This is a genomic window from Kitasatospora sp. NPDC005748 (assembly GCF_040630735.1).
Taxonomy (GTDB): domain Bacteria; phylum Actinomycetota; class Actinomycetes; order Streptomycetales; family Streptomycetaceae; genus Kitasatospora.
This window is the reverse complement of the sequence record NZ_JBEXYD010000043.1, coordinates 38,403-65,267: the sequence shown is the minus strand read 5'-3', so window position 1 is coordinate 65,267 and position 26,865 is coordinate 38,403. Positions and strand designations below refer to the sequence as shown.

Here is a 26,865-nt window from a genome sequence, read left to right as displayed (position 1 = left end):
CGGCCCCCCCCGCGCCGCCCGGCGGCGCCGGGCCACCCCACCCCCCCCCCCCGGCCTCCCCAGCGCCTGTTTCCCCGGTCCTCACCGGGCCCGCGTACACCGGGCCCGCGTACACCGGGCCTGCGCGCTCCGGGGCCCGCGCGGCCCGGCGGCGGGCTCGCCGCCCGCTCGCAGGCGCCGGGCCCGGTGCGCGGAAACGTGAGCGTGGAGCCGGTGCTGTCGCGGCTCTCGCACCGGCAGTCAGCAGTCCGGTCCCGGTGACCACCGGCGGTCTGTAGGCCCGCAGGCGGCCCCGCGGACCCGCGGATCAGTCGTGATCGTCGTGCGGGTATCGCAGGCCGATCAGTTGCCTCACAGCGTCCAGCGTACGGAGAACCGCGAGTGTGCCGTCCAGGGGCACCAGCGGCGACTCGCTCTGCCCGGCCAGCAGGCAGCGCATCACCTCGGCGGCCTCCAGCCCGTAGCCATTGCCGATGACGGGCGGAGCGGGAAAGTGCACCGGCTCGCCGACCTCGCGATGGAGGACGATCCCGGGCGGGTTGAACAGGTTCGCCGGGATATCGATGCGTCCACGTGTGCCGTAGACGACGGCCGCCTGGCTCAAGGTCGCGGCGAAGGAACAGGTCAGCGATGCGGTGGCCCCACCGGGGTGGCCGAGCAGAATGCTCGTGTGCTCGTCCACGCCTTCCGGCGTCAGCTGGGCCCGCGCGTGGACGCGGTCCGGGCTGCCGAGCAGGAACTGCGCCAGCGCGACGGGGTAGACGCCGACATCGAGCAGGGCGCCGCCGCCCGCCGCAACGTCGCGAAGCCGATGCCCTCGGTCGACCTCGGCCCGCCAACCGAGTTCGGCGTGCAGGGATCGGACCTCACCGATCGCACCGTCGGCGAGCAGCTCGGCCGCCTTGCGCAGGGCGGGGTTCAGGAGCATCCACATGGCTTCCATCAGGAACGTCCCGCGCTCGCGGGCGAGGGTGATCAGCCCCCGCGCCTGCACGCTGTTCACGGTGAGAGGCTTCTCGCAGAGCACGGGCCGCCCGGCGTCCAGCAGCATCTCGACGGCCTGGTGGTGGTAACCGTGCGGCGTGGCCACGTACACCACGTCCACGTCCGGATCGTCCGCCAGGTCCCGCCACGATCCGTGAGCTCGCGGGACCGCGTGCCGGGCGGCGAACGCGCGCGCCGTCCCCGCGTCGCGGGAGGCGACAGCCGCGACCACCGCGCCCGGAGTTCGGCGAAGATCCTCGGTGAACGCCGTGGCGATCCCCCCGGTGGCCAGGATGCCCCAGCGGATGGGACGTTCATGAGCCGAGTCCACAGACCACCTCTTGTCTAGACCAATGATGCGTCGCGGCAGTACGGTACGGGAGGCTCCACGGACCGGCAACCATCACCCGGACTTGCCGTTCAGTACTCGCAACCCGCGCACCGCCCCCCTCAGCTCCCCGCGGTCCACCCCGTGAGCCCGTCAGGCTGCTCCAGCGGCCCGGCGCCGGGCGGGCATCGGTGCGCAGGTCGGCGTCCGCCCGCTGCCGGTGGCGTGCTCGGGTGGTGTCGCGCGTGGGGCGCCGGGGCGGTTGCCGACCTGGTTCGGTGCGCCGGTCCGGGTGTCAGCCCACGGGGTGGTTCGCCCAGAGCGCCGGATCGTTCACGTTGTCCTTGGTCACCAGGGGCGCGGGGAGCTGGTCCTCCAGGCCGTTGGGCAGCTGGATGATGGTGGACTGGTGGTCGGTGGGACCGGTCTGGAAGGACTTGCCCTGGGCCGCGGCCCGGGCGTAGAAGAGGGCGTACTTGGCGTAGAGGTCGGCGGGCTGGGAGACGGTGGCGTCGATCTGGCCCTCCCGGATGGCGGCGAGCTCGGTCGGGATGCCGTCGTTGGAGACGATGGTGATGTGGCCGCTCTGGCCCGCGGGCTTGAGTAAGCCCTTCTGGCGCAGGACGTCGAGGGTGGGCTGGAGGAACACCCCGCCGGCCTGCATGTAGATGCCGTTCAGGTCGGGGTGGGTGGCCAGCGTGGACTGGAGCTTCGCGGCGGCGACATCACCCTTCCAGTCGGTCGGCAGCTCGATGACCTGGATCTTGGGGTAGTTCCGCTTCATGCAGGTGGCGAACGCCTCGGAACGGTCGTAGCCGTTGACCGAGTTGAGCGCGCCCTGGAGTTCGGCCACCTTGCCCTTGCCGCCGAGCTGCTTGCCGAGGAACTCGCAGGCCTTGGTGCCGTAGGCCTTGTTGTCGGTGCGCACCACCATGTAGACGTTGCCGTGTTCCGGCTCGGTGTCGACGCTGATCGCGTTGATGTTGGCGGCGAACAGCCCGGAGAGCGTGACATCGGTGGTCACGGTGTTCTGCGGCGCCATCACGATGGACTTGGGGCGGCGGCGCTGCAACGCCTGGATGTTGGCGGTGAACTTCGCCTCGTCGCCCTCGGAGTGGGTGAGCGGCAGGACGTCCAACTGCTGGGCGCCGATCTCCTGCTGGAGGTACTTCGCGTAAGCCTTCCAGAAGTCGGAGTCGGTGCGGGGGATGTCGATGCCGATCTGCTGGGCGGAGCCGCTCGGCCCGCCGGAGCTTCCGCAGGCGCCGAGGCACCCGGCGAGGAGCACGACGACGCCGCCCGTGCAGGCGGTCCGGGTGGTACGTGTCTTCATGTGGCGAAACGTCCTGGGTGGTAGGGGTCCGGCGGATCGGGGCGAGGCGCCGGGGGCCGGGGTCTCGGCACGTCGCTGTCAGGCGGTGGTGCCGGGGCCCCGGAGGTCGGTGGTGGTTCCGGTGGCGAGCCAGTCCTCGACCGCCGCCACGTGCACGGTGCTGGCGCCGGCGGCGCGCAGGGCGTCGCGGTCGACCAGGGCCCGCCAGAGGGCCTCGTGCTCCAGGTGGGCCTGCTCGCGGGCGGGAGAGATCCGGGTGCCCGCGGGCGAGGACCGGGAGAGGGCGCCGCGCACGATCCGCAGCCGCTGGGTGTGGGTGGAGAGGATGCCGAGCAGGGCGGACAGCACCGGATTGCCGACGGCGTCGGCGATGACGCGGTGGAACTCGATGTCCAGCTCGACGAACTCCTCGATGCCGATGTCCGTGGCGCTCCGATCGAGGATCGCCCGGAGCGCCAACAGCTCGTCGTCGGTGAGCCGGCCGGCGGCGAGGGCGGTCACCTGGGGTTCGAGCAGCCGTCGGACCTGGAGGAGCTGCCGGGCGGTTCGGCCGTGGGAGACGTCGGCGGCGAAGGCCAGGGCTTCGAGGAGCAGGTGCGGCTCCAGCCCGGAGACGTAGGTGCCGTCGCCCTGTCGGGGGACCAGGATCCGCATCGCGGTGAGCGCTCGCACGGCCTCGCGCAGCGAGCTGCGGGACAGCCCGAGCTGGTCGGCCAGGTCGGCCTCGTTGGGCAGCCGGTCACCGGGCTGCAGGGCGCCGGAGACGATCATGCCCTTGATCTTCTCGATGGCCTCGTCCGTCACCCCGATGGTGATCGCCTCCTGGGTCCGGGTGTTCGCGCCTACGGGGGTCGGGCGAGGCCGCGGCGGCGAGGCCGGCCGGACCCGGTCCCGGCCGCGCCGCCGCGGCCCGCAGGCCGTACGACCCGTCACTCCTGCTTCTCGCCGGAGGCGAAGCGGGAGATGATCAGCGCGACGATGATGATCGCGCCGTTGAGGAACTGGTTCCACAGCGGCGGCACGCCCGCGAGGGTCATCACGTTGACCACGAGCTGGAGGGTCAGCACCCCGGTGAGCGCCCCGAACAGGGTGCCGCGCCCGCCGTTGAGGCTGACGCCGCCGATGACGGTGGCGGCGAAGACCTGGAAGATCCAGCCGTTGCCCTGGTCGGCGGAGATGGACCCGTAGTGTCCCGTGTAGAGGACGCCGGCGAAGGCGGCCACCAGGCCGCCGAGGACCAGCACCGTCCAGGTGATCCGGTCGACCCGGATGCCGGCGGCACGGGCGGCCTCGGGGTTGCCCCCGATCGCGTACAGCGCGCGGCCGTGGCGCAGCCAGGCGAGCGCGCACCCGCCGGCGAGGAAGAGCAGGGCGCAGATCCAGATCGCCGCCGGGACGCCGAACCAGCGGGCGCCGCCCAGGTAGGTGAACGAGCCGGGCAGGTTGACGATCGACTGGCCCTGGGAGACGGCGACCTGGAGCCCGCGGAGCAGGGTCAGCGCGCCCAGCGTGACGATGAAGCCGTTCAGGCGCAGCTTGAGGATCAGGAAGCCGTTGACCGCGCCGATGAGCGCGCCGACCGCCAGGCACAGCGGGACGGCCGTCCAGGAGGGGAACAGCCCCAGGCCGTTGAAGCGCGCGCCGTGGTCGGGCAGGACCAGCCAGACCGCGATGACCGGGGCCACACCGATCGTGGACTCCAGCGAGAGGTCCATCCGGCCGGCGATCAGGATCAGCGCCTCGGCCAGGACGAGCAGGCTCAGCTCGGTGGCCTGCTGACCGACGCCCAGGAGGTTGTCGGAGGTCAGGAAGGCCGGCGAGACGGCGAAGCCGATGACGCCCAGGACGAGCAGGACCGGCACCAGTGACAGGTCGCGGTAGCGGGCGAGGGTGAAGCGGCGGTCGGCGGGCGCGGTGACGGCACTCGCCGGGCGCGCGCGGACCTCAGTGGTGGGAGACATCGCGTTCCTTCGTGTCGGTCGGGCCGGCCAGGCCCTCCATGGCTGCGACCAGCTGTTCGTCGCTCCAGCCGTGTTCGAACTCGGCGACGACGCGGCCGTGGAACATGGCCAGGACCCGGTCGCAGACCCGCAGGTCGTCGAGTTCGTCGGACACGATCAGGGCGCTTCGCCCGGCGTCGGCGACCTGGCGGACGGTGCCGAGCAGGGATTCCTTGGACTTCACGTCGACGCCGTTGGTGGGCCGGACGGCGATGAGGACGTGCGGTTCGGTGGCCAGCGCCCGGGCGATGACCACCTTCTGCTGGTTGCCGCCGGACAGCGCGGACACGGGGGCGGCCGGTCCGGGCGTCTTGATGTCGAGTTCGTCGATCATCCGCCGGGCGAAGGCCCGGGTCCGCGAGGGCAGCACGGTGCCGAACGGGCCGAGCTGGTCGGTGACGGTCAGGGTGGCGTTCTCGGCGACGCTGCGCTGCGGAATGAGGCCCTGGAGGTGCCGGTCCTCGGGAACGAACCCGATGCCCGCGGCGAGGGCGGCGGGGACGCGCCCGGTGCGCACCGGGCGGCCGGCCACGGTGATGGTCCCGGTCTGGGGGCGGTGCAGGCCGGCCACGGTCTCGCCGAACCGGACGTTGCCGCTGGCGGCCGCGCCGGCCAGGCCCACGACCTCGCCGGCCCGCGCGGTCAGGGTCACGTCCTGGTAGGCGCCGGCCAGGCTCAGGCCGGTGACGGTCAGCAGCGGGGCGCGGTGGGTGCCCGCCCGGCCGGTCACCGCCCAGGACGGCTCGCCGCCCCGGGCGCTCTCCCCCGTCATCGCCTCCACCAACGCCTGCCGGTCGAGTTCGGCGACCGGCGCGGTGACGATGTGGCGCGCGTCGCGGTAGACCGTGACGGTGGAGCAGAGGTCGTAGACCTCCTGCAGATGGTGGGAGATGAACAGGAAGGCGACGCCCTGCTCCTGGAGCGAGCGCAGCTTGTCGAAGAGCAGCTCGATGCCGCGGGCGTCGAGCTTGGCGGTGGGCTCGTCCAGGATGATGAAGCGGGCACCGAAGGACAGCGCCCGGGCGATCTCGACGAACTGGCGCTGTTCGACGGTCAGGTCCTCGGCGCGAGCGGTCGGGTCGACGTCGACGCCGTACTCGGCCAGCAGCTCGGCGGCGCGCCGGCGCAGCCGCTTCCAGCCGATCGGCCGCAGCGCGCCTCCGTCGTCGGGGCCGTGCCGGTTCAGGAACAGGTTCTCGGCGACGCTCAGCGCGGGGATGACGGTGGAGCGCTGGTACACGCAGGCGACCCTGGAGCGCCAGGCAGCGGTGTCGCCGGGTGCCGGGGCGGGCTCGCCGCCGAACCGCAGGGTGCCGGTGTCCGGGCTCTGCAGGCCGGTGAGCACCGAGACGAGCGTGGACTTGCCCGCGCCGTTGCGGCCGACCAGGGCGTGCGACTCGCCGGGCGCGACCGAGATGCGGGCGTCGCTGAGGGCGACGGTGGCGCCGAAGCGCTTGCTGATCCCGTCGGCCTCGACGACGGGGCCCCGTCCGGGGCTGGGGTCCGCCATGGCGGGGTCCTTTCCGAGGGCTCCGGTGAACGGCGGCGGGTGGCCGCAGGCTCGGCCGGCACCGCCGTTCACCGGGGGCGGGGACTACTTGCCGACGTTGTTGCCCCAGAGGCTCTGGTCGTCGACGTTCTCCTTGGTGACCAGCGGGGCGGGGAGCTGGTCCTCCAGGCCGTTGGGCAGCTGGATGATGGTGGACTGGTGGTCGGTGGGACCGGGCTGGAAGGTCTTGCCCTCGGCCGAGGCCTGCGCGTAGTGCAGGGCGTACTTGGCGTAGAGGTCGGCCGGCTGGGAGACCGTCGCGTCGATGTCGCCCTTGCGGATCGCGTCGAACTCCTGCGGGATGCCGTCATTGGAGACGATCGCGATGTGACCGGGCTGGCCGACGGGCTTGAGCAGGCCCTTCTGCTGCAGCAGGGCCAGCGTCGGCTGCAGGAACACGCCGCCGGCCTGGAGGTAGACGCCGCCCAGGTCCGGATGGGCGGCCAGGGTGGACTGGAGCTTCGCGGAGGCGACGTCACCCTTCCAGTCGGTGGCCAGCTCGATGACCTCGATGCCGGGGAACTTCTCCTTCATGCAGGCGGCGAACGCCTCGGAGCGGTCGCGTCCGTTGATGGAGCTCAGGGCGCCCTGGAGTTCGGCGACCTTGCCCTTGCCGTCGAGCTGCTTGCCGAGGAACTCGCAGGCCTTGGTGCCGTACGCCTTGTTGTCGGCGCGCACCACCATGTAGACGTTCCCCTTGTCGGGGCGGGTGTCGACGCTGATCACCGGGATCTTCCGGGCGGACAGCTGTTCCAGGGTGGAGGCGATCGCACCGGTGTCCTGAGGTGCCATCACCACGGCCTTGGCGCCGGTGTTCTGGAACACCTGGACGTTGGCGACCAGCTTGGTGACGTCGTTCTGGGAGTTGCTCACCGGCAGGGTGTTCAGGCCCTGGGCGGAGGCGTCCTGCTTGACGTACTGCGCGTAGGAGTTCCAGAAGTCGGAGTCCGCGCGCGGCAGGTCGACGCCGATCGCCGGCTTGCCGCCGGCGGAGGAGTCCGAGGCGCTACCGCGGTTGCAGGCAGTGGCGAACCCCGCCAGGACGACGACGGCGGCGAGCGTGGCCGCGGTTCCGGAGGAGCGGAACTTCATGGTGCAGATCTCCTTGGCTGGGATTGGCCGGGTCCTCCACGGGGGTGAGGGGAACCGGCGCGGCGGGAGGGGTGCGAAGCCCGTCCCGGTGAGGCGAGGCGGGAGGGGAAGCCGGCCGCCTTCTCCGGCCCTGGTCCGGAAGGGGAGCCGGTTCCTGGTCGCGGCGATCGGGGCGGCAGACGACACCGGAGCGCGCGTCCCGTAGTCATGGGATGCCTTGTGATACGGAGGACCTTATGAGCCTGACAGCTGACTGACAAGAGGAAACCTCGGATGATTCACAACCGTGACATCCGAGTTTCCCGGATGTGTCACGACGCACCGTCATATCGGCTCTGAGCTGCGAGGTTTGCAAGCTTCTGACGGGACCTCACCCGGTGTCGCCAGGAAGACATCGGAGGACTTCTTGCGATATGCGAGGTCGCTCCGTATCGTCTTGGCATCACTGATTCATCCGATGTATCGGCCCGTGGAGAGCCACGGCCTCCGGAGTGACCTGGGAGAGACAGCATGAGGTTCCTGCGGATCGGGCCGGCGGGGAAAGAGGTTCCGGCGGTCCTGGGCGAGGACGGGCGGGTGTTCGCGCTCTCGGCCCTGACCGGTGACATCGACGGGGCGTTCCTCGCCTCGGGCGGGATCGACCGCGCCCGGGCGGCCCTGGCCGCCGGGGAGCTGACGCCCCTCGACCCGGCCGGCCTGCGGACCGGCGCCCCCGTCGCCCGCCCCGGCAAGGTCGTCTGCATCGGCCTCAACTACCGCGATCACGCCAAGGAGACCGGGGCGGCCGTCCCGGACCGTCCGGTGGTCTTCCTGAAGGACGCCTCCACCGTGGTCGGCCCCTACGACCGGGTGCTGATCCCCCGGGGCTCGACCAGGACCGACTGGGAGGTCGAACTCGCGGTCGTCATCGGCCGGGAGGCCCGTTACCTGGCGAGCCCGGCCGACGCGGCGGACCACATCGCCGGTTACGCGATCAGCAACGACGTCTCCGAGCGGGAGTTCCAACTCGACTACTCCGCCCAGTGGGACCTCGGGAAGTCCTGCGAGACGTTCAATCCACTGGGTCCGTGGCTGGTCACCCCGGACGAGGTCGGCGACGTGCGGGCGCTCGGCCTGCGCCTGGCCGTCAACGGCGAGGTGCGGCAGGACGGCGACACCAAGGACATGGTCTTCGACGTGCCCTACCTGGTCTGGTACCTGAGCCAGTACATGGTCCTGCGGCCCGGCGACGTCATCAACACCGGCACCCCGGCCGGCGTCGCGCTGGGCCTGCCCGGCACCCCCTACCTGCGCGCCGGCGACACGGTCGAACTCGGCATCGACGGCCTCGGCACGCAGCGCCAGACCTTCTCCCACGCGTGAAAGGCACCGAGTTGTCCGCAACCACAGCGCGGATCACCGCCGTCGACACCTACGACATCCGCTTCCCCACCTCGCGGGAACTCGACGGGTCCGACGCCATGAATCCCGACCCCGACTACTCCGCCGCCTACGTCGTCCTGCGCACCGGCGCGGACGGCCACGAGGGCCACGGCTTCGCCTTCACCATCGGGCGCGGCAACGACGTCCAGGTCGCCGCGATCGACGCGCTGCGCGAACACGTCGTCGGACGCCCCGTCACCGAGCTGTGCGCGGACCCCGGCTCGCTGTACCGCGACCTGATCGGTGACAGCCAACTGCGCTGGCTCGGCCCCGAGAAGGGCGTGATGCACATGGCCGTCGGCGCCGTCGTCAACGCCGTGTGGGACCTCGCCGCCAAGCGCGAGGGCAAGCCGCTGTGGCAGCTACTGGCCGACGCGGACCCGGCGTGGCTGGTCTCTCAGATCGACTTCCGCTACCTCACGGACGCGCTGACTCCCGACGAGGCGCTGGAACTCCTGCGCAACGGCAAGCGCGGCGCACCGGCGCGGGCCACCGAGCTGCTGCGCCGCGGCTACCCCGCCTACACCACCTCGCCCGGCTGGCTCGGCTACAGCGACGAGAAGCTCACCCGCCTCGCCAAGCAGGCGGTCGCCGACGGCTTCACCCAGATCAAACTGAAGGTCGGCGCCGACCTGGCGGACGACACCCGCCGCTGCCGCGCCGCCCGCGAGGCGGTCGGGCCGGACATCCGGATGGCGATCGACGCCAACCAGCGCTGGAACGTCGACGAGGCGATCGAATGGACCAACGCCCTGGGCGAGTTCGACCCGTACTGGATCGAGGAGCCCACCAGTCCGGACGACGTGCTCGGCCACGCCGCCATCCGGCGGGGGGTCCACCCGATCAAGGTCGCCACCGGTGAGCACGTGCAGAACCGGATCATCTTCAAGCAGCTGCTCCAGTCCGGCGCCATCGACGTCCTCCAGCTGGACTCCGCCCGGGTGGCCGGCGTCAACGAGAACCTCGCCATCCTGCTGCTCGCCGCCAAGTTCGGGGTCCCGGTCTGCCCGCACGCCGGCGGCGTCGGACTGTGCGAACTCGTCCAGCACCTGTCGATGTTCGACTACGTCGCGCTGTCCGGCACGGACGAGGACCGGGTCATCGAGTTCGTCGACCACCTCCACCAGCACTTCCTCGATCCGGTGGTGATCGAGAACGGTCGCTACCGGGCCCCCACCACGCCCGGGTTCTCCGCGACGATGCACCGGGCCACCATCGACACCTACACCTACCCGGGCGGCGCGTTCTGGGCCGCGGAAGCGTCGGAACCGTCGGAGCCGGCGGCGCAGGGGGGCCGGGCATGACCACCGACCTCAACGGGCTCACCGCCCTGGTCACCGGCGGAGCCTCCGGCATCGGCCTGGCCACCGCCCGACTGCTCGGCGAGCGCGGAGCGGACGTCGCCGTCCTGGACCTCGACCCGACCGACGCCCGCCCCCCGCTGCGCGGCTTCACCGCCGACGTCGCCGACGACCGCTCGGTGCGCTCGGCCGTCCAGGCGGCGGCCCGGGCGCTCGGCGGGATCGACATCCTGGTCAACAACGCAGGCGTCGGCGCGGTCGGGACGCTGGAGGACAACCCCGACGAGCAGTGGCACCGCGTCCTGGACGTCAACGTGCTCGGCATCGTCCGCACCACCCGCGCCGCCCTGCCCCACCTGCGCCGCTCGCTGCACGCCTCCGTGGTCAACACCTGCTCCATCGCCGCCACCGCCGGCCTTCCGCGGCGCGCGCTCTACTCGGCGAGCAAGGGCGCCGTCCTCTCGCTCACCCTCGCGATGGCCGCCGACCACGTCCGCGAGGGCATCCGGGTCAACTGCGTCAACCCCGGTACCGTCGACACCCCGTGGGTCGCGCGACTGCTGGGCGCCGCCGACGACCCGGCCGCCGAACGCCTCGCGCTGAACGGCCGTCAGCCGACCGGACGTCTGGTGGCCGCCGAGGAGGTGGCCGCCGCCATCGCCTACCTCGCCTCCCCGGCGGCCGCGAGCGTCACCGGCACGGCCCTGGCGGTCGACGGCGGCATGGCCGGCCTGCGGCTGCGACCGGAGCCCCGCCCGTGAAGCCGCGCCGCCGCCCCCTCGGCCGCACGCCGGTCCAGGTCACCGAGCTCGGCTTCGGCGCCGCCGGAATCGGCAACCTGTTCACCGCGGTCGGCGACGACCGCGCGGAACAGGCCGTCACCGCCGCCTGGGAGTGCGGCGTACGGTACTTCGACACCGCCCCGCACTACGGTCTGGGCCTGTCCGAGCGCCGGCTCGGCGCCGTGCTGCGCACCCTGCCCCGGGGCGAGTACACGCTGTCCACGAAGGTCGGCCGGCTGCTGGAGCCGACCCCCGCCGGTGGGGGCGACGACCTGGCCGACGGCTTCGCCGTCCCCGCCACCCACCGCCGCGTCTGGGACTTCAGCGCCGGCGGCGTGCGCCGTTCCATCGAGGACAGCCTCCGACGCCTCGGCCTGGACCGGATCGACGTCGCCTACCTGCACGACCCCGACGACCACGCCGAGCAGGCGCTCGCCGAGGCCTACCCCGAGCTGGAACGCCTGCGCGCCGAAGGCCTCCTCGGGGCGATCGGGGTCGGTATGAACCAGGCCGAGATGCTGGCCCGGTTCACCCGCGAGACGGACCTCGACGTCGTCCTGCTGGCCGGCCGCTACAGTCTGCTCGACCAGCGCGGACTGGCCGAACTGCTGCCGCTGGCCCACCGGCGCGGCGTCGGCGTCGTCGTCGGTGGCGTCTTCAACTCGGGCCTGCTCGCCGACCCGCGCCCCGGCGCGACCTTCGACTACACCGCGGCCCCCGCCGAGCTGCTCGCCCGCGCCACCGCGCTCAAGGCCGTCTGCGCGGAGCACGGCGTACCGCTGCGCGCCGCCGCCCTGCGGTTCCCGTTCGGGCACCCGGCCGTCGCGAGCGTGCTGGTCGGCACCCGCAGCGCCGAGGAGGTCCGGGACGCCGCCGCGCTGCTCGACCACCCGGTTCCGGCGGCGCTCTGGGCGGACCTCAAGGAGCGTGGTCTACTGCCGGCGGACGTCCCCACCCCGGCGCGGGAGAGCTGATGCGCATCGCCCTGTTCATCACCTGCTTCAACGACACCCTGTACCCCGGCACCGGCCGGGCCGTGCTGACCGTCCTCGAACGCCTCGGGCACACCGTCGAGTTCCCGCGGGACCAGACCTGCTGCGGGCAGCTGCACTTCAACACCGGCTACCGCCCCGAGGCCGTACCGCTGGTGGCCCGCTTCGCCCGGGCCTTCGCCGACTACGACGCCGTGGTCACCCCCTCCGCCTCCTGCGCCGGCATGGTCCGCGACCACCACCCCCTGCTGGCCCGGGAGTACGGGAACCCCGGCCTCCAGCGGCAGGTCGAGGACCTGGTGCCCCGGGTGCACGAGTTCACCGAGCTGCTCACCGACGTCCTGGGCGTCACGGACGTCGGGGCCCGCTTCCCGCACCGGGTCGCCTACCACCCCACCTGTCACTCGCTGCGCGGCCTCCGGCTCGGGGACCGCCCCTCGCGCCTGCTGCGCGAGGTCGAGGACCTCGACCTGGTCGACCTCCCCGCGGCCGACTCGTGCTGCGGCTTCGGCGGCACCTTCGCCGTCAAGAACGCCGACACCTCGGCAGCGATGCTCGCCGACAAGGGCGACGCGGTGCTCGACAGCGGGGCCGAGGTGCTGTGCGCCGCCGACAACTCCTGTCTGATGCACATCGGGGGCGGACTGTCCCGCCGGCGCGCCGCCGTGCGCACCATGCACCTGGCCGAGATCCTCGCCGCCACCGAAGGAGCCGCGCCGTGAGCGACCACCGTGACCGCGGCGTCGTCTGGCTGGGCGCCCCCTCCTTCCCCGACGCCGCCCGCGGGGCGCTGAAGGACACCCAACTGCGCGCCAACCTCAGGCGCGCCACCGCCACCATCCGCGACAAGCGGCTCGCGGTCGCCTCCGAACTCGACGACTGGGAGCAGCTGCGGGACGCCGGCGCCGCGATCAAGAGGCGCACCTCGCGGCACCTGGACCGCTACCTGGTGCAGTTGGAGGCATCCGTCACCGCGGCGGGCGGCATCGTGCACTGGGCCGCCGACGCGGCCGAGGCCAACCGCATCGTCACCGAACTGGTGCTCGCGACCGGCGAGCGCGAGGTGGTGAAGGTGAAGTCGATGGCCACCCAGGAGATCGGACTGAACGAACACCTGGCCGAAGCCGGCATCACCGCCTACGAGACCGACCTGGCCGAGCTGATCGTCCAACTCGGCGACGACCGGCCCTCGCACATCCTCGTCCCCGCGATCCACCGGAACCGCACCGAGATCCGCGACCTGTTCGCCGCCGAGATGCGCCACTGGGGGCGGCCCGCTCCCGAGGGCCTGACCGACGAACCGGCGGACCTCGCGGCGGCGGCCCGCCGCCATCTGCGGAGCAGGTTCCTCACCGCCAAGGTGGCCGTCTCGGGGGCCAACTTCGCCGTCGCCGACACCGGTACGGTCGTCGTCGTGGAGTCCGAGGGCAACGGCCGGATGTGCCTGACCCTCCCCGAGACGCTGATCACCGTCATGGGCCTCGAAAAGGTCGTCCCCACCTGGTCCGACCTGGAGGTCTTCCTGCAGCTGCTGCCGCGCTCCTCCACCGGCGAGCGGATGAACCCCTACACCTCCACCTGGACCGGCACCACCGACGGCGACGGCCCGCGGACCTTCCACCTGGTCCTGCTCGACAACGGCCGCACCGACACCCTCGCCGACCGGGTCGGACGGCAGGCCCTGGCGTGCATCCGCTGCTCCGCCTGCCTCAACGTCTGCCCGGTCTTCGAGCGCACCGGCGGCCACGCCTACGGCTCCGTCTACCCGGGCCCGATCGGTGCCGTCCTCACCCCCCAGCTCGTCGGCGTCGAGAACGCCGCGAGCCTGCCGTTCGCCTCCACCCTCTGCGGGGCCTGCTACGACGCCTGCCCCGTGAAGATCGACATCCCGGAGGTGCTCGTCCACCTGCGGGCCGAGGTCGTCGAGAGCGGGACAGGCGGTGCGGAGGCGCCGGCCATGAGGGCGGCCGCCGCCGTCCTCGACTCCCCACGACTGCTCGGCGCCGCCCAGAAGGCCGCCGCCCTCGGTGGCCGGGCCCTCGCCCGCGACGGCCGCATCGGCCGGCTGCCGGGCCCGCTGCGCGGCTGGTCCGACAGCCGCGACACCCCCGTGCCCCCGGCCGAGTCCTTCCGGACCTGGTGGCGCAAGAACCGGGAAGGCGAACGATGAGCAGCCGTGAAGCAGTCCTCGGCCGCATCCGGGCCGCCCTCGCCGACGTCCCCGCCGGCGAGGACCCGGACGATGTCCCGGTGCCCCGGGCCTACCGCCGCCGCCACACCGAACCGGGCGAGGACGTCGTCGCCCTGTTCGCCGAGCGGGTCGCCGACTACCGCGCCACCGTCACCCGCACCGACCGGGCGGGCCTGCCGGCCGCCATCGCCGCCGCCCTCACCGCCCGCGCCGCCGTCCGTCTGGCGCTACCCGACGGCTTCCCCGTCGAGCTGCTGCCGCCCGGCGACTGGCAGTGGCACCCGGAACCGCTGGACGTTCCCGAGCTGGACGCCCTGGACGGCGCCGTCACCCTCGCCGCCGCCGGCATCGCCGTCACCGGGACCGTCGTCCTGGACACCGGCCCCGGCCAGGGCCGCCGTGCGCTCACCCTGATCCCCGACTACCACCTGTGCGTCATCCGGGCCGGCCAGATCGCCGACGACGTCCCCGAGGCCCTCGCCCGCCTCGATCCGACGCTCCCGCTGACCTTCGTCTCGGGCCCGTCCGCCACCAGCGACATCGAACTCGACCGGGTCGAGGGCGTGCACGGCCCCCGCACCCTGCACGTCATCATCGTCGACCCCACCCGACCGGACCCGGAGCCGTCATGAGGATCGCCCTGCACACCCGCGTCCGCGCGGACCGGATCGAGGAGTACGAGGCCGCCCACCGCGCGGTGCCCGCCGAACTCACCGCCGCCATCCGCGCCGCCGGCGTCAACTCCTGGACCATCTGGCGCAGCGGCTGCGAGCTGTTCCACCTGCTCGAATGCGAGGACTACGCCCGGCTGCTCGGCGAACTGGAGCGCCTTCCGGTCAACGTCGCCTGGCAGGCGCGGATGGGCGAACTCCTCGACGTCGCGCACGACTACGGCGAGGGCGGTGCCGCGGCCGGGCTCCGGGCGGTGTGGGAGCTGTGACCGCCCCCGGGACCGTCGACGCGCACCACCACCTCTGGGACCTCGCGGCGAGGCCCCAGCCCTGGATCACCGGTGCGGCCCTCGCCCCGCTCGCCCGCTCCTTCCACGTCGAGGACCTGGCTCCGCGGGCCCGCGCCGCCGGTGTGAGCGCCACCGTCGTCGTCCAGACCGTCTGCGTCCCCGGGGAGACCTCCGAGCTGCTGGCCCTCGCCGCCGGCGGCGGCCTGGTCGCCGGCGTCGTCGGCTGGACCGACCTCACCGCCCCCGACGTCGCCGACGCGCTCGCCGCCCTGCGTGAAGGACCCGGCGGCGACCGACTGGTGGGCATCCGGCACCAGGTCCAGGAGGAGCCCGACCCGGGCTGGCTGCTGCGGCCCGACGTGCACCGCGGGCTCCGCGCGGTCGCCGGGGCGGGCCTCGCCTACGACCTGGTCGTCAGGCCTCACCAGCTGCCCGCCGCCACCGCCGCGGCCGCCCGGCTGCCCGGTCTGACGTTCGTCCTCGACCACCTGGGCAAGCCGCCGATCGCCACCGGGGCGCTCGAACCCTGGGCGGGGCACGTGCGCCGTCTGGCCGCCCTGCCCAACACCGTGTGCAAGCTGTCCGGCCTGGTCACCGAGGCCGCGCCCGGCCGCTGGGGGAGCGAGCACCTCGGGCCGTACGCCGACACCGTCCTCGACGCCTTCGGCCCGCGGCGGCTGCTCTTCGGTTCCGACTGGCCGGTGTGCACCCTTCGGGCCGGCTACTCCGACGTCGTGCGGACCGCCGAGCAGCTCGTGGCCGGGCTGAGCCCGGGCGAGCGGGACGCGGTGTTCCGGCGCAACGCGGTCCTGGTCTACGGCCTCGACGTACCCGTTCCCGGCGTCGCCGCCACCTGAACCGGGGCCCGCGCCGCCGCCCGTGACACCGGCCGCCCGTGACACCGGCCGCAGGTGGCGCCCTGCCGCGGCCGACGGGCCCCGGGCCGGGAGGGGCGGGGTGACTATGCTGTGACGATCAGGACCAGGGAGGCGACACCGTGCCCGTCACCGACGAGGCGATCGAGAAGATCAAGGCCATGATCGTCAGCGGTGAGCTGCGGCCGGGCGCGCGGCTGCCCAAGGAGGCCGACCTCGCCGAGCGGCTCGGCCTGTCACGCAACTCCCTGCGCGAGGCGGTCAAGGCGCTCTCGCTGATCAGGGTGTTGGACGTGCGCCAGGGCGACGGCACGTACGTGACCAGCCTTGAGCCGCACTTGCTGCTGGACGCGCTCGGCTTCGTCCTCGACTTCCACCAGGACGACACGGTGCTGGACTTCCTGGAGGTCCGCCGCATCCTGGAGCCCGCCGCCGCGGCCATGGCCGCCCGGGTGATGTCCGAGCAGGACATCACCGCCCTGGGCGAGGTGCTGGAAGGCCTGCGCGACGACTCGGCGCTGGAGGAGCTGATCGACAACGACGTCGAGTTCCACCGCCGGATCGCGGCAGGCTCGGGCAACTCCGTGCTCTGCTCGCTCATCGACGGGCTGTCCGGCCCGACCGCGCGGGCCCGGACCTGGCGCGGCCTCACCGAGGAGGGCGCCGTCGCCCGGACCCGCGAGCAGCACCGCGCCATCTTCGACGCCATCGCCGGCCGTCGCCCCGACGTCGCGCACGCCTGGGCCACGATCCACGTGGCCGGCGTCGAGCAGTGGCTACGCAACATCCTCGGCGCCCCCGGGTCCGCGCTCGGCTGACGGCCGCCCGGCCGCCGATCCTCCTGTCCGCCGATCCGCCGGCCGCCCCGCGCGGGTCCGTGCGACAGGCGTGTCCGTCCTGCGAACAGAGCCGTCCGCCACGGGCCTGTCACGGCTGCCGGCTGAGTGCCTGGCGTCGTTCCGCTCCCAGTGGTGAACGGATCGCCCTTGCGCGGGTTCCTCCGGATCGGGGTGGAGTCGAGCGGCTCGGGGATCAGGGCGCGTCCGTCGAGGGCGGCGCTGCCGGTGGCGCCGTTCATGAACCCATCCTGGCCGGCCGCTTGGCCTACCTGACGGCCAGCCCGACCGTCCAGCTCGGAGGGCGGTGCCGGTGACCGACCGGACCCTCACCGCGGACCAGCCGACGCCCGACCTCAAAGAGCAGGACACCAGGAGCAGCCGAGGGTAGGACCGACGGGGCGAGTGGGCGCTGCCGACCCGTACGGTCCTCGCCGCGGACTCCGGGGTGGAGGACCTACTGGTCGAGCACCTCACGGCCGAGCACCGGGCGCCGCACCACCGGATCGGCGACGAGCGAGTCCACGTCCTCCTGCACCCCCTCAAGCCGGAGGAGGCCGCCGTCGCCACGTGACGGGTCCCGCTGGTGCGGCACCGGGGGGAGGTAGGACGGGGCGCCCGTCCCGTCCTGCTGGAGCGAGACCGTCCGCGTAGGCGCGGGGATCGAGATGCCTTCCGTCCGGTACCGCTGGTGCAGGCGCTTGATGAACTCGTGCTTGATCCGGTACTGGTCGCTGAACTCGCCGACACCCAGGATCACCGTGAAGTTGATCCTTGAGTCCGCGAAGGTGTGGAAGCGCACGGCGGCCTCGTGGTCGGGCACGCCGCCGCTGATGTCAGCCATCACACTGTCGACGACGTCGAGGGTGACTCTCTCCACGTGCTCCAGGTCGCTGTCGTATCCGACCCCGACCTGGACCAGGATCGACAGCTTCTGCTCGGGCTGGGAGTAGTTCGTCATGTTCGTCCGCGCCAGACGGCCGTTGGGGATGATCACCAGGTTGTTCGACAGGTTGCGCACCACGCTGTTGCGCCAGTTGATGTCGACGACGTACCCCTCCTCCCCGCTGGTGAGCCGGATGTAGTCACCCGGCTGGACCGTCTTGGAAGCGAGGATGTGCACACCCGCGAAGAGGTTGGCGAGGGTGTCCTGCAACGCCAGCGCGACCGCGAGACCGCCCACGCCGAGGGCGGTGACCAGCGGGGCGATCGACACCCCGAGGGTCTCCAGCGCCACGAGGACGCCCATCGACAACACCACGATCCGGGTGATGTTGACGAAGATGGACGCGGATGCCGCGACACCCGTTCGGGAGGCGGCCACGGACTGCACCAGCCCGGCCACCACCCGGGCCGCGCTGAGCGTCGCGATGACGATGAACACGGCCATCAGCGACTGATCGACCAGTCCCCCGGTCCGCGCGGTGAGCGGAAGCGCCGAAGCGGCCACCGCGACCCCGGCGAGCACGGCTGCCCAGGGAACGATGGTGCGCAGCGCGTCGACGATGACGTCGTCACCGCTCCATTTGGTCCTGGTCGCGTGTTTGCCCAGCCATTTCATCAGGGCCCGCAGCAGGAGACCGGCCGTGCAGCCGGAGGCCAGCGTGATGCCGGCCACCACCCAGTCGTGCAGGACCAGGTCCCGGGTCACCGCGCCGCTTCCACAGCGTGGGGAGGGAGGGAACGGGCCGTAGCCGGCCGCTGTATGTGTTGTGTCGTCACCTTGTTGCCTGTCAGATTGTTCTGTTCATAGCCGCGTCGGAGCGGATGTACGCATTCCGAACGGACTGCCATCCTGCCCCATGGGCAGGCCGCCGCTACGAGCAGCCCGCCGTGCAGCCGGTCGACCGCACCCTGCCCGCCCGACGAACGGCCGACGATCACCAGAACCGAGCGCCGGTCGGGCCCGCGGGCTCCCCCGCGCCATGGGGAACGGTCGGCGGAAGGTCGCTACGCCGCCGCCAGCTCGAGCGCTCGGCCCGCCGGGGATGACCCGCCCGCCGCTCCGCGGCGGTGCTGCGCCCCCGGGGCGTGCGTGCCGGTGTGCGGCCGCCGCCGCGGAGCCATCCCCGCGGGCGCGGCGAGCAGCCGGCTGCTCATGGTGGTGTCTCCTGTGGTCAGTTCGCGTCCTCGGCAAGCACCAGGACCAACTCCTCCCGTCTGACGCCGACCTCCCGAGCCGCACGTCCGAGAGTCCGAGCCGGGGAAGGGGCGTCACCGATGGAGAGGTTCACCCGCAGCAGTTCCTCCACGCGCGCCGACCAGGTCGCGGCGGGCCCGCAGCAAGCTGTTGATCGCAGGCTCGACGGTGTTGCGCTTCGTCGTCACAGGTGGGAGACCAGCATCCATACGGCAATGGCGAGGAACGCGATCCCGACCACACGCTGCATCAGGTAACCCCTTCGCGTGGGCTCACCGGCATCAGGGTCCTTCACCCACCCCCGCTGGAGCCGCCGGTTCACCCCCCACAGGAGCTGTGGCCGCAGTGCCTGAAGAAGCCCCATCGCGAACACCGCGCACGCCACAATGATGAACATCCGTCCTCCTCGTCTGGCCACCGCGGGCGTTCCTCTCATCTGACACCCGCTCATCCAGCGGCTGCCCTCGGTGCCTCGCATGAAACAGGGTCTGCAACCCGCAGTGCGCCACCACCCGCCGGGCTGCTGATCGTGACGTTGACGCGCCGCCACGTCGACGACACGCAGCTGCTCTACTCCGAGTTCGCGGACTACGACCTCGGCCAGGCCGTCGCGCACCTGACCATCCAGGCCCAGGCCCTGGGACTGGCCGCCCGCCAGTTCAGGGCCTTCGACCCGGAGGGCCTGACCGAGGAACTGCGCCCGGACCCGGGATGGGCAATGGTCTCCATGATCGCGGTCGGCGGGGCCGCCGGCCACCGCCGGAGCCTCGCGCCCGGCAGCGCCGGCGATCTGCGTTCCGCCCCTTGGGCGTTGCCGCGGTAGCGCGGTGACCGGGGCGTCCCGGTCCGGACCGCTGGTGCGGAGGGCTTGGGGAGGTGTCCCGGTTCGTCGCGGAGCTGGTCGACGACGTGCCGGATCCGGGGCCGGGCACGCGGGAGGCCCGTCAGTTCGCGGTCCGCTCCCCGCCGGAACCGGTGAGGTCGGCCACCACCAGCCCGGCCGCCCGCACCGGGTCCCCGCCGGCGCGGGTGAGAAGCGGTGCCACGTCGTAGTCCGCGTCGGCCCCCTCCCGGTGGGTCGCTCGCAGGGTCAGTCGCATCCGGTGCACCGACTCGTAGCGCGGTGAGCTGAGCGCCGCGCCGATGCCGGGGCGCAGCCGCTCCAGCTCCGTCACGACCGTCCAGGCGTCGTCCTCCATCCGGGCCCGCCGCACCGGGTCGCAGGCCGCGACGGCCCGGTCGGTCTCGGGCGAGTCGGGCTCGCAGCCGGCCAGAGCCGGCAGGAGTGCGGGAACGCCCAGGATCTCCGCCGCGTCGAGGGTGAAGGAGTGGGACCAGCCGTCGCATTCCAGCAGTCCCGCGATCAGCGGGACGGCCCGGGGGTCGTGCCGTCTGGCGAGCCCACGCGCGCCCTCCTCCCGGACCTCGCCGCACTCGTCGGTGGCGCACCTCCACAGGGCGTCCCTGATGGCGGTCGTGTCCTGCTCCAGTTGAAATCCCAACGTGAAGGCCGCCCAGTTGCGGACGTCGGGGTCATGGTCCCGCATGAGCCGGATCAGCGCCTGGACATCTGGCCCGTCGGGCAGTCCGCTGTTGACGAAGGTGAATTCCGAGGCGACCAGACACCGCAGGTCGGCGTCCTCGTGCCGGGAGAGCCTGACCAGCACGGGAACGGCGCGCCGGTCCCGCGTCCGGCCCAGGCCGCAGGCGAGGGACGACAGCACGCGGGTCTCCGTCTCCGCCTCGGCCAGCGCCATCAACGCGGTCGCCGCCTCGCTCCGCACGGACTCGTGCGTGTCGGCCGCGTTTCCCAGCAGATCGCAGCCCACCTTCCGCTCCAGGGCATCGGCCGACCCCAGCAGCCCCGACCCGCAGCGCAACGCGGTCTCCCCGTTCTCCTCCTGCGCCGCCTCCAGGACCAGCGCCCAGTAAGCGTGCTCGTCGCGGTCGGCCTCCGAGTCCCGCGCCAATCGCGCCGCCGCCACCAACCGTCCCGCCGGCCCCACCACGTTGTCCATGTCCGCATTCTGGCCCGACGGCCCGGTGCCGGGCACCGGATTTCTTCACCGAAGGGTCTGTCAGGACCCACACCGCCACCCCGGCCGCCCGCTTCGGCAGGAGGCGCCGGCCGGCACACGGTGCGCCGGCCGGCGCGTGAGGGTTGTCACGGTCGGTGGATCGGTATCGGCGACGGGTGCGGCGGGCGGTGAGGAGGAGCGGGGTGCCGGCGGCGGTCGCCGTGTCGGTGACGCGCCCCGCGCCCACGTCCGCCTGCGTCACCCTGCTCCCCTTGGTTTCTACTCACCCTGGACGCGGGCGGGGCCGAGGTGCGGCGAGTGAGGGATCGGCAGGCGTGCCCTCCGGAAGCGAGGGCAGGCGGCCAACCGACATCACAGACCCGGCCCTCCCGTGGGCTCGCCGGCAGACGTCGGCACAGGGGTTGCCGGGCGAGTCCGGAGGGCGCCAGGGGTCAGGGGGCGGGGAGGTCGAGGGTGGCGAGGGCTCCGCCGTCGGGGGCGTTCGCGAAGGTCAGCCGGGCGTTGAGGACGACCGCCTGCCCGGTGGCGATGGTGAGGCCGAGGCCGTGCCCTTGGCCACGTTCGGCGGCCCCGGTGCGGAAGCGCTGCGGCCCGTCGGCGAGGAGGGCGTCGGGGAAGCCCGGTCCGTGATCGCGTACGGTGATCCGGCTGCCGGTGACGGTGACCTCGACGGGGGCGGTGCCGTGCCGGCGGGCGTTGGCGAGAAGGTTGGTGAGGATCCGCTCCACGCGGCGCGGGTCGGTGCGGACGGTGGCGGGCCTCGTCAGCCGGAGGCGGACATCGCCGTCGTCCCTCCCACTCACCTCGGCGACGAGATCGCCCAGGGGGACCTCGTCGAGTCGGGCGCTCTCGGCGCCGGCGTCGAGGCGGGAGACCTCCAGCAGGTCCTCGACCAGGGCGCGCAGGGCGCGGACCTGTGTGCGGACCAGGCCGGCGGCCTCGTCGTCCTCGGGCAGCAGACCGGCAGCCGTGACCAGGCCCATCAGCGGGGTACGCAGTTCGTGGGCGACGTCGGCGGTGAAGCGCTTCTCCGCGGCGAGCCGGCCCTGGAGTGCCCCGGCCATCTCGTCCACGGCCGTGGACATCTCGGTGATCTCGTCCCGGGCGCGGCCCCGGCGGCCGATCCGGGCGTCGAGGTCGCCGTCCGCGATCCGGCGGGCGGTCCGGGACCCGTGGCGCAGGCGCCGGTTCATCCGCTCCGCCGCCAGCACGGTGAGGGGGACGACAACGGCCAGGGCGGCGAGGGCGGCCTTGACGATGCTGCGGTCCAGCAGCTGGAGGCTGCGCACGGTGGCGCTCATGTCGCTCCGCACGGTGAGCACCTGGCCGTCGCCGACCGGGACGGCTGCCCACATCCAGTACCAGTTCGGTGCTTTGACGTCGTACCACAGGGTGTACTCCCCCGGAGCCTTCGGGCCTTCGAGGGCCTGGGCCAGCGGCCGGGGCAGGCCGGCCCGGGGTTCGAGGGAGGCGTTGTCGGGACGGCGGCCGGTGCGGGAGAGCTCCTGCTCGGCGGCGTCCAGTCGCGCGATCGCCTGGTCGCGCCCGGTCCGCTCGCCGCGCTCCGCGGTCGCCCGGTGGACGAGCACGCCGATCACCACCGCGACCGCGGCGCAGGCGAGCACGACCAGGGCGGTGATCTTCCAGCGCAGGGAACGCGGGTCCAGGGGGCGCGGGCCGGTGCGTGGTGCGGTCATCGCGTCAGCTCCGCAGGAGTTTGTAGCCGAAACCCCGGACGGTCTCGATCCGCTCGGCGCCGATCTTCTTGCGCAGCCGTACCACGCACAGGTCGACCACCCGGGTGTCGCCCTCCCAGCCGTAGTCCCACACCTCGCGCAGCAGGCGGCGGCGGTCCAGGACCGTGCCGGGACTCTCCGCGAAGACCAGCAGCAGGCGCAGTTCGGTGGGCGTGAGGGCAACGGCACGCCCGTCCAGACGGACGTCCAGGCCGCGCGGGTCGATGGTCAGGGCGCCGAAGGTGAGCAGGTCCGGCACGTCCTCCGCGGGGAGGTCCCGGTGGCGGCTGCCCGGCCCGCCCGGCGCGATCGGCTCCTGCCGAACGGGCTCCGCGGCCGGGCGCTGGTGGAACGTGGCGCGGCGCAGCAGGGAGCGGATGCGGGCGACGAGGACGGGGACGTCCACGGGCTTGACCACGTAATCGTCGGCCCCGGCCTCCAGGCCGGCCACGACGTCGAGGGCGTCGCCGCGGGCGGACATCATCAGGACGGGGGTGAGGGTCTCCTCGCGCACGCGCCGGCACAGGCTGATGCCGTCGAGGCCGGGCAGCATGACGTCCAGGATCAGGACGTCGTGTGCGCCGGCCCGCACGGCGTCCAGGCCGTCCAGGCCGTCGCCGGTGACGTCGACCCGGTAGCCGTAGCGTTCCAGGGCCAGCTGGACCGAGCGGCGGATGACCGCGTCGTCCTCGACGAGGAGCACGTGGACCGCATCGGGTACTCGGGTGGCGGACAAGAGCTCTCCGGTGTCGTCGCCTGGGGGTCGGGTCATCATTCCAGCACGTCCGGGGCCGGTCCCCGTCGCCGGGGACCGCCGGGGGGGAGCGCGCCGCCGGGGGCGGTGGCGGGTGGCCGGGGTGGTCACAGCTTCAGGCACGCCGCGACGGGGAGGTGGTCGCTGCCGGTGTCCGGCAGGGTCCACGCGGAGCGCGCGGTGACGCCCTTCACCAGGATCTGGTCGATGCGCACCACCGGGAACGGCGCGGGCCAGGTGAAGCCGAAGCCGTCGCCGGCTTCCTGCTGGGCCGAGCGCAGCGGCCCGGTGAGCGGGTGCAGCGCGGAGTCGTCGAAGGAGCCGTTGAGGTCGCCCACGACGACGATCCTCGTGAGCGGCTCGCTGTGTACGGCCGCGGCGAGCTTGGCCGCCGCTTCGTTGCGGGCTGCGGTGGTGAATCCGGCGTCCGGGCGTACCCGGACCGAGGCGAGGTGCGCCGTGTAGAGGGCGAGGGGGCCCTTGGGAGTGAGGACGGTGGCGCGCAGAGCCCGGGTCCAGGGCATGATCTCCACCGGCTCCACGTCCTGGAGCGGGTACTTGCTCCACAGTGCGATGCCGCCGTGCACCTCGGAGTGGGCGTAGGTGGCGGCCAGCTCGCGCCGGTAGGTCTCCTGCGCCCGGCCCGCCAGTTCCTCCACCGCCACGACGTCGGCTCCGGAGCCGGCCAAGGCGCGTGCCGTTCGGCGTGGATCGGGGTTGTCCTCGTTCACGTTGTGGCTGACAACGGTGAAGTCCCCGCCGCCCGCCCGCTTGTCGACCAGGGCCGGTGCGAACAGAACGCTCCAGACGAGAGCGGGCAGCAGGACGGCCACCGCTGCGAGGGCCGAGCGCCGTAGTGCCGCTAGGAGGAGAAGCAGCGCGATGCCCAGGCCTGACCAGGGCAGCACGGTCTGCCAGAGGCTGACCAGGTTGAGCGGGCCGCCCGGCAGCCAGGGGCCCAGGACCATCACGGCGGCGAGCACGGCGGCGGCCCCCGCGATCAGCCGTCCGCGCCGCCCCACAGGACGATGGGCCGGACGCGGCGAGCGCGTCGGACGTGCCGGGCGCGTCGGGCGCGTCGGGCGCGTCGGGCGGCGAAGGACGCGGTCGCGAAGGACGTGGTGGAGAGGGACGTGGTGGCGGACCGTCCGACCGCGGGGCCCGTGCCCGCAATCGTCGCCGGGCCCGCGGGCCGACGTGGCGCTGTCCAGGGGCGGGGGTGTCGTCGCGGCCGTTCCGGTGCGCGCGCTCATGCCCACTCCTGCCGACCGCCGTCGAGAGCCGGCAGGACACCGGGCAGCTTCTGCCGCAGGGCGTCGACGAGCCGCCCGCTGCGCTCCAGGGCGGCCCGCAGGCCGTCGGCGGGAGTGGTACCGGCACGCTGGCCGAGCACCACGCCGTAGACGAGCCGGCGCCCCGAGCCGTCCGTGCCGTCAGCGACCTCCAGCGCCCACATCAGATTCCCGCCCGCCGAGGTGGTCGAACCGGTCTTGAGGCCCACCACCCCGGGCAGGTCGAGCAGCCTGTTGGTGTTGCGCAGCGGTGCGGCGCGGCCCGGGAGCGTGGTGTCGCGCAGGGCCACCGTGGCCCGCAGCGCCGGGTCCTTCATCGCCTCGCGAGCCAGTTTGAGCTGGTCGGCGGCGGTGGACACGGTCGTGGCCTCAAGTCCGCTGGCCCCGGTGTAGGTGGTACCGGTCATCCCCAGCCGGGCCGCCTGCGCGTTCATCCGGGCAACGAACGCGTCCTCACTGCCCGCGTCCCACCGGGCCAGCAGCCGGGCCACGTTGTTGGCGGAGGGCAACAGCATCACCTCCAGCAACTTGCGCTGGGTCAGGCGCTGCCCGGCGGTGACGGGGGCGGTGGACTCGTCCGTCGCCTCCGCCTCCTCGGCGGCCCGCGCGTCGACCGTGATCGTCGGCCCGTCCTCGCCGTCCTGGAGCGGGTGGTCCCTGAGAACGACGTACGCCGTCATCACCTTGGTGACACTCGCGATCGGCACCGGCTGCTGCGGCCCTCTGACGCCGAGCACACCGACCTTCGCCGCCGCGACGGCCGACTGCCCTTCCTGCGGCCAGGGCAGGCCCAGCGCCGCGATCGCCTCCGGTGCCGGCAGCACCAGCGTCCCGCCGGCCCGGTTGCCGTTGCCGACGGCCGCGTCGCCGCCCTGCCGGGCAGCCAGCGCGCCACCACCGGCACCGGCCCCGGCGAGCAGGACAACGGCCAAGGCCCACAGCGCCCCACGACGGACCGGGGCAGGCCGACCGGGCGAGGAACGCCGCTCCCGGTCCCGGTCACTGTTCCGGTCTCGGTCTCGGTCTCGGTCTTCGGATGGTGTGGGAACTGACACGACAACGGCCTCCCGGAGCCAGAGGGACAAGGTCCCGGGGCCGTGGCCACCGGGTGTCCCCACAGACTCCGCGACCGGCGCTTCGGCCCGGTCGTAGCGCGGCTTCCGCCATCACGCAGTCGTGTATCAACCATGTACCGGACCACCGGCGCCCCAGACCGGGCAGGAGCCCTGCAAAGCCGGACAGCCCGACCCGCCGGGCCGGACTCCGGCGGGGGGTGCCCCCAGGCGGTGCCCCGCCGGGCCGATCACCTGACAGCGCACCTACGCCGATCGCCCTTTCGTGACACCGGCCCTTGGTACCGCCCTGCCACCGGGGGAATCGCGGGTAGTCTCACGGCCCGGCGTCACGAACTCCCGACTCGCGCCGGGCCGGGCGGCCGGGGCAGGCGGCGAGGTGGGGGTGCGTCGGCCCGCCGCTCAGCCGGGTGGTCAGGCCGCTGACCCGTAGGTAGCGAGCCGGCGGGCGAGTTCCGCGGTGACGTCGCCGTTCCCCAGGGCGGTGGCGAGCGGGGCGGGCAGCGGGCCATCGGATGGCGTGGTGCCGTCGGCCCCCGGGTGTCGCGACACCCGGGGGCCCGTTGAACCAGGCACGGACGAAGTCGGCGACGGCGGCGGGGCCGGCAGCGCGCCGTCGTCGGCGAAGGCCTCGTCGGCGTGCTCGTGGCGGCCGTGGCGGGCCGTGGCCGTCGTGGCGGCCGTGACCGTCGTAGTCGATGCCGAGCCAGCCGGTGATCTGGCGCCGGCCGAGCGCCGTTCGTACGGGCTCGTCCTCGTCGTCCTGGTCGTCCTCGCCCAGGTCGATGAACGCCTCTCGCAGCATCGCCTCTCCGTCGTCGGTGGCGTAGTCGGTGGAGCGGTGCGGGCCGGTGTCGTCGCCGGCCTCGCGGACCGCTCGGATCACGGCGTCGAGGTACGGATCGTGCGGCAGGCGCTCTGTCGTCCGCGGCACTCCCCCTGGTACTCCCTCTGCTCTCGTCACGACGGTGCCCTGCGTGAGCGTCAACCCTCGGCCGCGGTTCGGGGACTGGCCGCCAGCGCCTCGCCGGCCCGCCGCTCCTGCGATGCCGGCCGGGGAGGTGTCGACGGTCACGTGATTCCCCAGGCCAGGGTGATGCGATTCCCCAGGTGCCCGGGGCCGTGGCCGATGGGCGCCCGGGCCGTCCGGCGTGCTCGGATCGGCGCGGCTTCATGGCGCCCGGC

General features: G+C 73.1%; 24 protein-coding genes and 1 pseudogene. 11 read left to right on the top strand and 14 right to left on the bottom strand.

Annotated elements, in window-relative coordinates:
* Positions 1-307: 307 nt before the first annotated feature.
* From ABZ495_RS26375 to ABZ495_RS26350, 6 genes are all read right to left on the bottom strand, one after another.
* The gene (locus ABZ495_RS26375) at positions 308-1,315 is read right to left on the bottom strand and encodes a Gfo/Idh/MocA family oxidoreductase (protein ID WP_359838412.1); all 1,008 of its coding nucleotides are present in this window, start codon (positions 1,313-1,315) and stop codon (positions 308-310) included.
* 292 nt (positions 1,316-1,607) lie between these two features.
* A complete protein-coding gene (locus ABZ495_RS26370) occupies positions 1,608-2,645 on the bottom strand; it encodes a sugar ABC transporter substrate-binding protein (protein ID WP_359809418.1) in 1,038 nt (345 codons plus the stop codon).
* A gap of 78 nt (positions 2,646-2,723) precedes the next feature.
* Positions 2,724-3,455, bottom strand: a complete 732-nt coding sequence (locus tag ABZ495_RS26365) for a FadR/GntR family transcriptional regulator (RefSeq protein WP_359809477.1) — start codon at positions 3,453-3,455, stop codon at positions 2,724-2,726.
* Positions 3,456-3,574: 119 nt separating this feature from the next.
* Positions 3,575-4,606 (bottom strand): ABC transporter permease, encoded by a 1,032-nt coding sequence (locus tag ABZ495_RS26360; RefSeq protein ID WP_329485059.1) that lies wholly within the window; start codon positions 4,604-4,606, stop codon positions 3,575-3,577.
* Positions 4,590-6,155, bottom strand: coding sequence for a sugar ABC transporter ATP-binding protein (locus ABZ495_RS26355; RefSeq protein ID WP_359838410.1), 1,566 nt, complete (start codon positions 6,153-6,155; stop codon positions 4,590-4,592). The genes ABZ495_RS26360 and ABZ495_RS26355 overlap by 17 nt, the downstream gene beginning before the upstream one ends.
* Before the next feature lie 84 nt (positions 6,156-6,239).
* Positions 6,240-7,286, bottom strand: coding sequence for a sugar ABC transporter substrate-binding protein (locus tag ABZ495_RS26350; protein ID WP_352294446.1), 1,047 nt, complete (start codon positions 7,284-7,286; stop codon positions 6,240-6,242).
* Between the two features lie 510 nt (positions 7,287-7,796).
* Here ABZ495_RS26350 and ABZ495_RS26345 point away from each other — a divergent pair.
* From ABZ495_RS26345 to ABZ495_RS26300, 10 genes are all read left to right on the top strand, one after another.
* Entirely contained in the window at positions 7,797-8,648 is an 852-nt protein-coding gene (locus ABZ495_RS26345) for a fumarylacetoacetate hydrolase family protein (protein WP_359809424.1), read from the top strand.
* A gap of 11 nt (positions 8,649-8,659) precedes the next feature.
* Positions 8,660-10,012, top strand: a complete 1,353-nt coding sequence (locus tag ABZ495_RS26340; protein ID WP_359838409.1) for an L-fuconate dehydratase — start codon at positions 8,660-8,662, stop codon at positions 10,010-10,012.
* The gene (locus ABZ495_RS26335; RefSeq protein WP_359838407.1) at positions 10,009-10,770 is read left to right on the top strand and encodes an SDR family oxidoreductase; all 762 of its coding nucleotides are present in this window, start codon (positions 10,009-10,011) and stop codon (positions 10,768-10,770) included. The genes ABZ495_RS26340 and ABZ495_RS26335 overlap by 4 nt, the downstream gene beginning before the upstream one ends.
* Entirely contained in the window at positions 10,767-11,765 is a 999-nt protein-coding gene (locus tag ABZ495_RS26330) for an aldo/keto reductase (protein WP_359809430.1), read from the top strand. Before ABZ495_RS26335 ends, ABZ495_RS26330 begins: the two co-directional genes overlap by 4 nt.
* Entirely contained in the window at positions 11,765-12,505 is a 741-nt protein-coding gene (locus ABZ495_RS26325; RefSeq protein ID WP_359809432.1) for a (Fe-S)-binding protein, read from the top strand. Before ABZ495_RS26330 ends, ABZ495_RS26325 begins: the two co-directional genes overlap by 1 nt.
* A complete protein-coding gene (locus tag ABZ495_RS26320) occupies positions 12,502-13,953 on the top strand; it encodes a LutB/LldF family L-lactate oxidation iron-sulfur protein (RefSeq protein ID WP_359838405.1) in 1,452 nt (483 codons plus the stop codon). Before ABZ495_RS26325 ends, ABZ495_RS26320 begins: the two co-directional genes overlap by 4 nt.
* Positions 13,950-14,606, top strand: a complete 657-nt coding sequence (locus ABZ495_RS26315; protein WP_359809436.1) for an LUD domain-containing protein — start codon at positions 13,950-13,952, stop codon at positions 14,604-14,606. Before ABZ495_RS26320 ends, ABZ495_RS26315 begins: the two co-directional genes overlap by 4 nt.
* A complete protein-coding gene (locus ABZ495_RS26310) occupies positions 14,603-14,914 on the top strand; it encodes an L-rhamnose mutarotase (protein WP_359838403.1) in 312 nt (103 codons plus the stop codon). Before ABZ495_RS26315 ends, ABZ495_RS26310 begins: the two co-directional genes overlap by 4 nt.
* Positions 14,911-15,792, top strand: a complete 882-nt coding sequence (locus ABZ495_RS26305; RefSeq protein ID WP_359838401.1) for an amidohydrolase family protein — start codon at positions 14,911-14,913, stop codon at positions 15,790-15,792. Before ABZ495_RS26310 ends, ABZ495_RS26305 begins: the two co-directional genes overlap by 4 nt.
* Before the next feature lie 140 nt (positions 15,793-15,932).
* Positions 15,933-16,628 carry a FadR/GntR family transcriptional regulator gene (locus tag ABZ495_RS26300; RefSeq protein ID WP_329485073.1) on the top strand — a complete coding sequence of 232 codons (696 nt, stop codon included), beginning with the start codon at positions 15,933-15,935 and terminating at the stop codon, positions 16,626-16,628.
* Positions 16,629-17,103: 475 nt separating this feature from the next.
* Here ABZ495_RS26300 and ABZ495_RS26295 read toward each other — a convergent pair whose 3' ends face one another.
* Both ABZ495_RS26295 and ABZ495_RS26290 read right to left on the bottom strand, forming a co-directional pair.
* The gene (locus ABZ495_RS26295; RefSeq protein WP_352294430.1) at positions 17,104-18,297 is read right to left on the bottom strand and encodes a mechanosensitive ion channel family protein; all 1,194 of its coding nucleotides are present in this window, start codon (positions 18,295-18,297) and stop codon (positions 17,104-17,106) included.
* 673 nt (positions 18,298-18,970) lie between these two features.
* Positions 18,971-19,183: a DUF6199 family natural product biosynthesis protein gene (locus tag ABZ495_RS26290; protein WP_359809479.1), complete on the bottom strand. Its 213-nt coding sequence runs from the start codon at positions 19,181-19,183 to the stop codon at positions 18,971-18,973.
* 117 nt (positions 19,184-19,300) lie between these two features.
* On the opposite strand from ABZ495_RS26290, the pseudogene ABZ495_RS26285 reads away from it, so the two are divergent.
* Positions 19,301-19,609, top strand: a pseudogene (locus ABZ495_RS26285) (nitroreductase); the annotation flags it as partial.
* A 121-nt stretch (positions 19,610-19,730) separates the two neighbouring features.
* Here the strand turns inward: ABZ495_RS26285 and ABZ495_RS26280 are convergent.
* The 6 genes from ABZ495_RS26280 to ABZ495_RS26255 all read right to left on the bottom strand — a co-directional run bounded on the left by ABZ495_RS26280 (position 19,731) and on the right by ABZ495_RS26255 (position 26,614).
* Positions 19,731-20,804, bottom strand: coding sequence for a HEAT repeat domain-containing protein (locus ABZ495_RS26280; RefSeq protein ID WP_359809440.1), 1,074 nt, complete (start codon positions 20,802-20,804; stop codon positions 19,731-19,733).
* 452 nt (positions 20,805-21,256) lie between these two features.
* Entirely contained in the window at positions 21,257-22,522 is a 1,266-nt protein-coding gene (locus ABZ495_RS26275) for a HAMP domain-containing sensor histidine kinase (protein ID WP_359838399.1), read from the bottom strand.
* A gap of 4 nt (positions 22,523-22,526) precedes the next feature.
* Complete coding sequence (locus ABZ495_RS26270) at positions 22,527-23,297, bottom strand: response regulator transcription factor (protein ID WP_359809442.1); 771 nt, start codon at positions 23,295-23,297, stop codon at positions 22,527-22,529.
* A gap of 125 nt (positions 23,298-23,422) precedes the next feature.
* The gene (locus tag ABZ495_RS26265; RefSeq protein WP_359838397.1) at positions 23,423-24,337 is read right to left on the bottom strand and encodes an endonuclease/exonuclease/phosphatase family protein; all 915 of its coding nucleotides are present in this window, start codon (positions 24,335-24,337) and stop codon (positions 23,423-23,425) included.
* 227 nt (positions 24,338-24,564) lie between these two features.
* On the bottom strand, positions 24,565-25,539 hold the full coding sequence (locus ABZ495_RS26260; protein ID WP_359838395.1) for a serine hydrolase: 975 nt from the start codon (positions 25,537-25,539) through the stop codon (positions 24,565-24,567).
* Between the two features lie 457 nt (positions 25,540-25,996).
* Positions 25,997-26,614 (bottom strand): hypothetical protein, encoded by a 618-nt coding sequence (locus tag ABZ495_RS26255; protein ID WP_359838393.1) that lies wholly within the window; start codon positions 26,612-26,614, stop codon positions 25,997-25,999.
* Positions 26,615-26,865 lie beyond the last annotated feature (251 nt).

What these genes read in the sequence shown, in the direction of transcription:
- ABZ495_RS26370 (WP_359809418.1), bottom strand. Translation starts at nt 2,645, where the DNA reads ATGAAGACACGTACCACCCGGACCGCCTGCACGGGCGGCGTCGTCGTG.
- ABZ495_RS26360 (WP_329485059.1), bottom strand. Translation starts at nt 4,606, where the DNA reads ATGTCTCCCACCACTGAGGTCCGCGCGCGCCCGGCGAGTGCCGTCACC.
- ABZ495_RS26355 (WP_359838410.1), bottom strand. Translation starts at nt 6,155, where the DNA reads ATGGCGGACCCCAGCCCCGGACGGGGCCCCGTCGTCGAGGCCGACGGG.
- ABZ495_RS26350 (WP_352294446.1), bottom strand. Translation starts at nt 7,286, where the DNA reads ATGAAGTTCCGCTCCTCCGGAACCGCGGCCACGCTCGCCGCCGTCGTC.
- ABZ495_RS26345 (WP_359809424.1), top strand. Translation starts at nt 7,797, where the DNA reads ATGAGGTTCCTGCGGATCGGGCCGGCGGGGAAAGAGGTTCCGGCGGTC.
- ABZ495_RS26335 (WP_359838407.1), top strand. Translation starts at nt 10,009, where the DNA reads ATGACCACCGACCTCAACGGGCTCACCGCCCTGGTCACCGGCGGAGCC.
- ABZ495_RS26325 (WP_359809432.1), top strand. Translation starts at nt 11,765, where the DNA reads ATGCGCATCGCCCTGTTCATCACCTGCTTCAACGACACCCTGTACCCC.
- ABZ495_RS26315 (WP_359809436.1), top strand. Translation starts at nt 13,950, where the DNA reads ATGAGCAGCCGTGAAGCAGTCCTCGGCCGCATCCGGGCCGCCCTCGCC.
- ABZ495_RS26310 (WP_359838403.1), top strand. Translation starts at nt 14,603, where the DNA reads ATGAGGATCGCCCTGCACACCCGCGTCCGCGCGGACCGGATCGAGGAG.
- ABZ495_RS26290 (WP_359809479.1), bottom strand. Translation starts at nt 19,183, where the DNA reads ATGTTCATCATTGTGGCGTGCGCGGTGTTCGCGATGGGGCTTCTTCAG.
- ABZ495_RS26280 (WP_359809440.1), bottom strand. Translation starts at nt 20,804, where the DNA reads ATGGACAACGTGGTGGGGCCGGCGGGACGGTTGGTGGCGGCGGCGCGA.
- ABZ495_RS26275 (WP_359838399.1), bottom strand. Translation starts at nt 22,522, where the DNA reads ATGACCGCACCACGCACCGGCCCGCGCCCCCTGGACCCGCGTTCCCTG.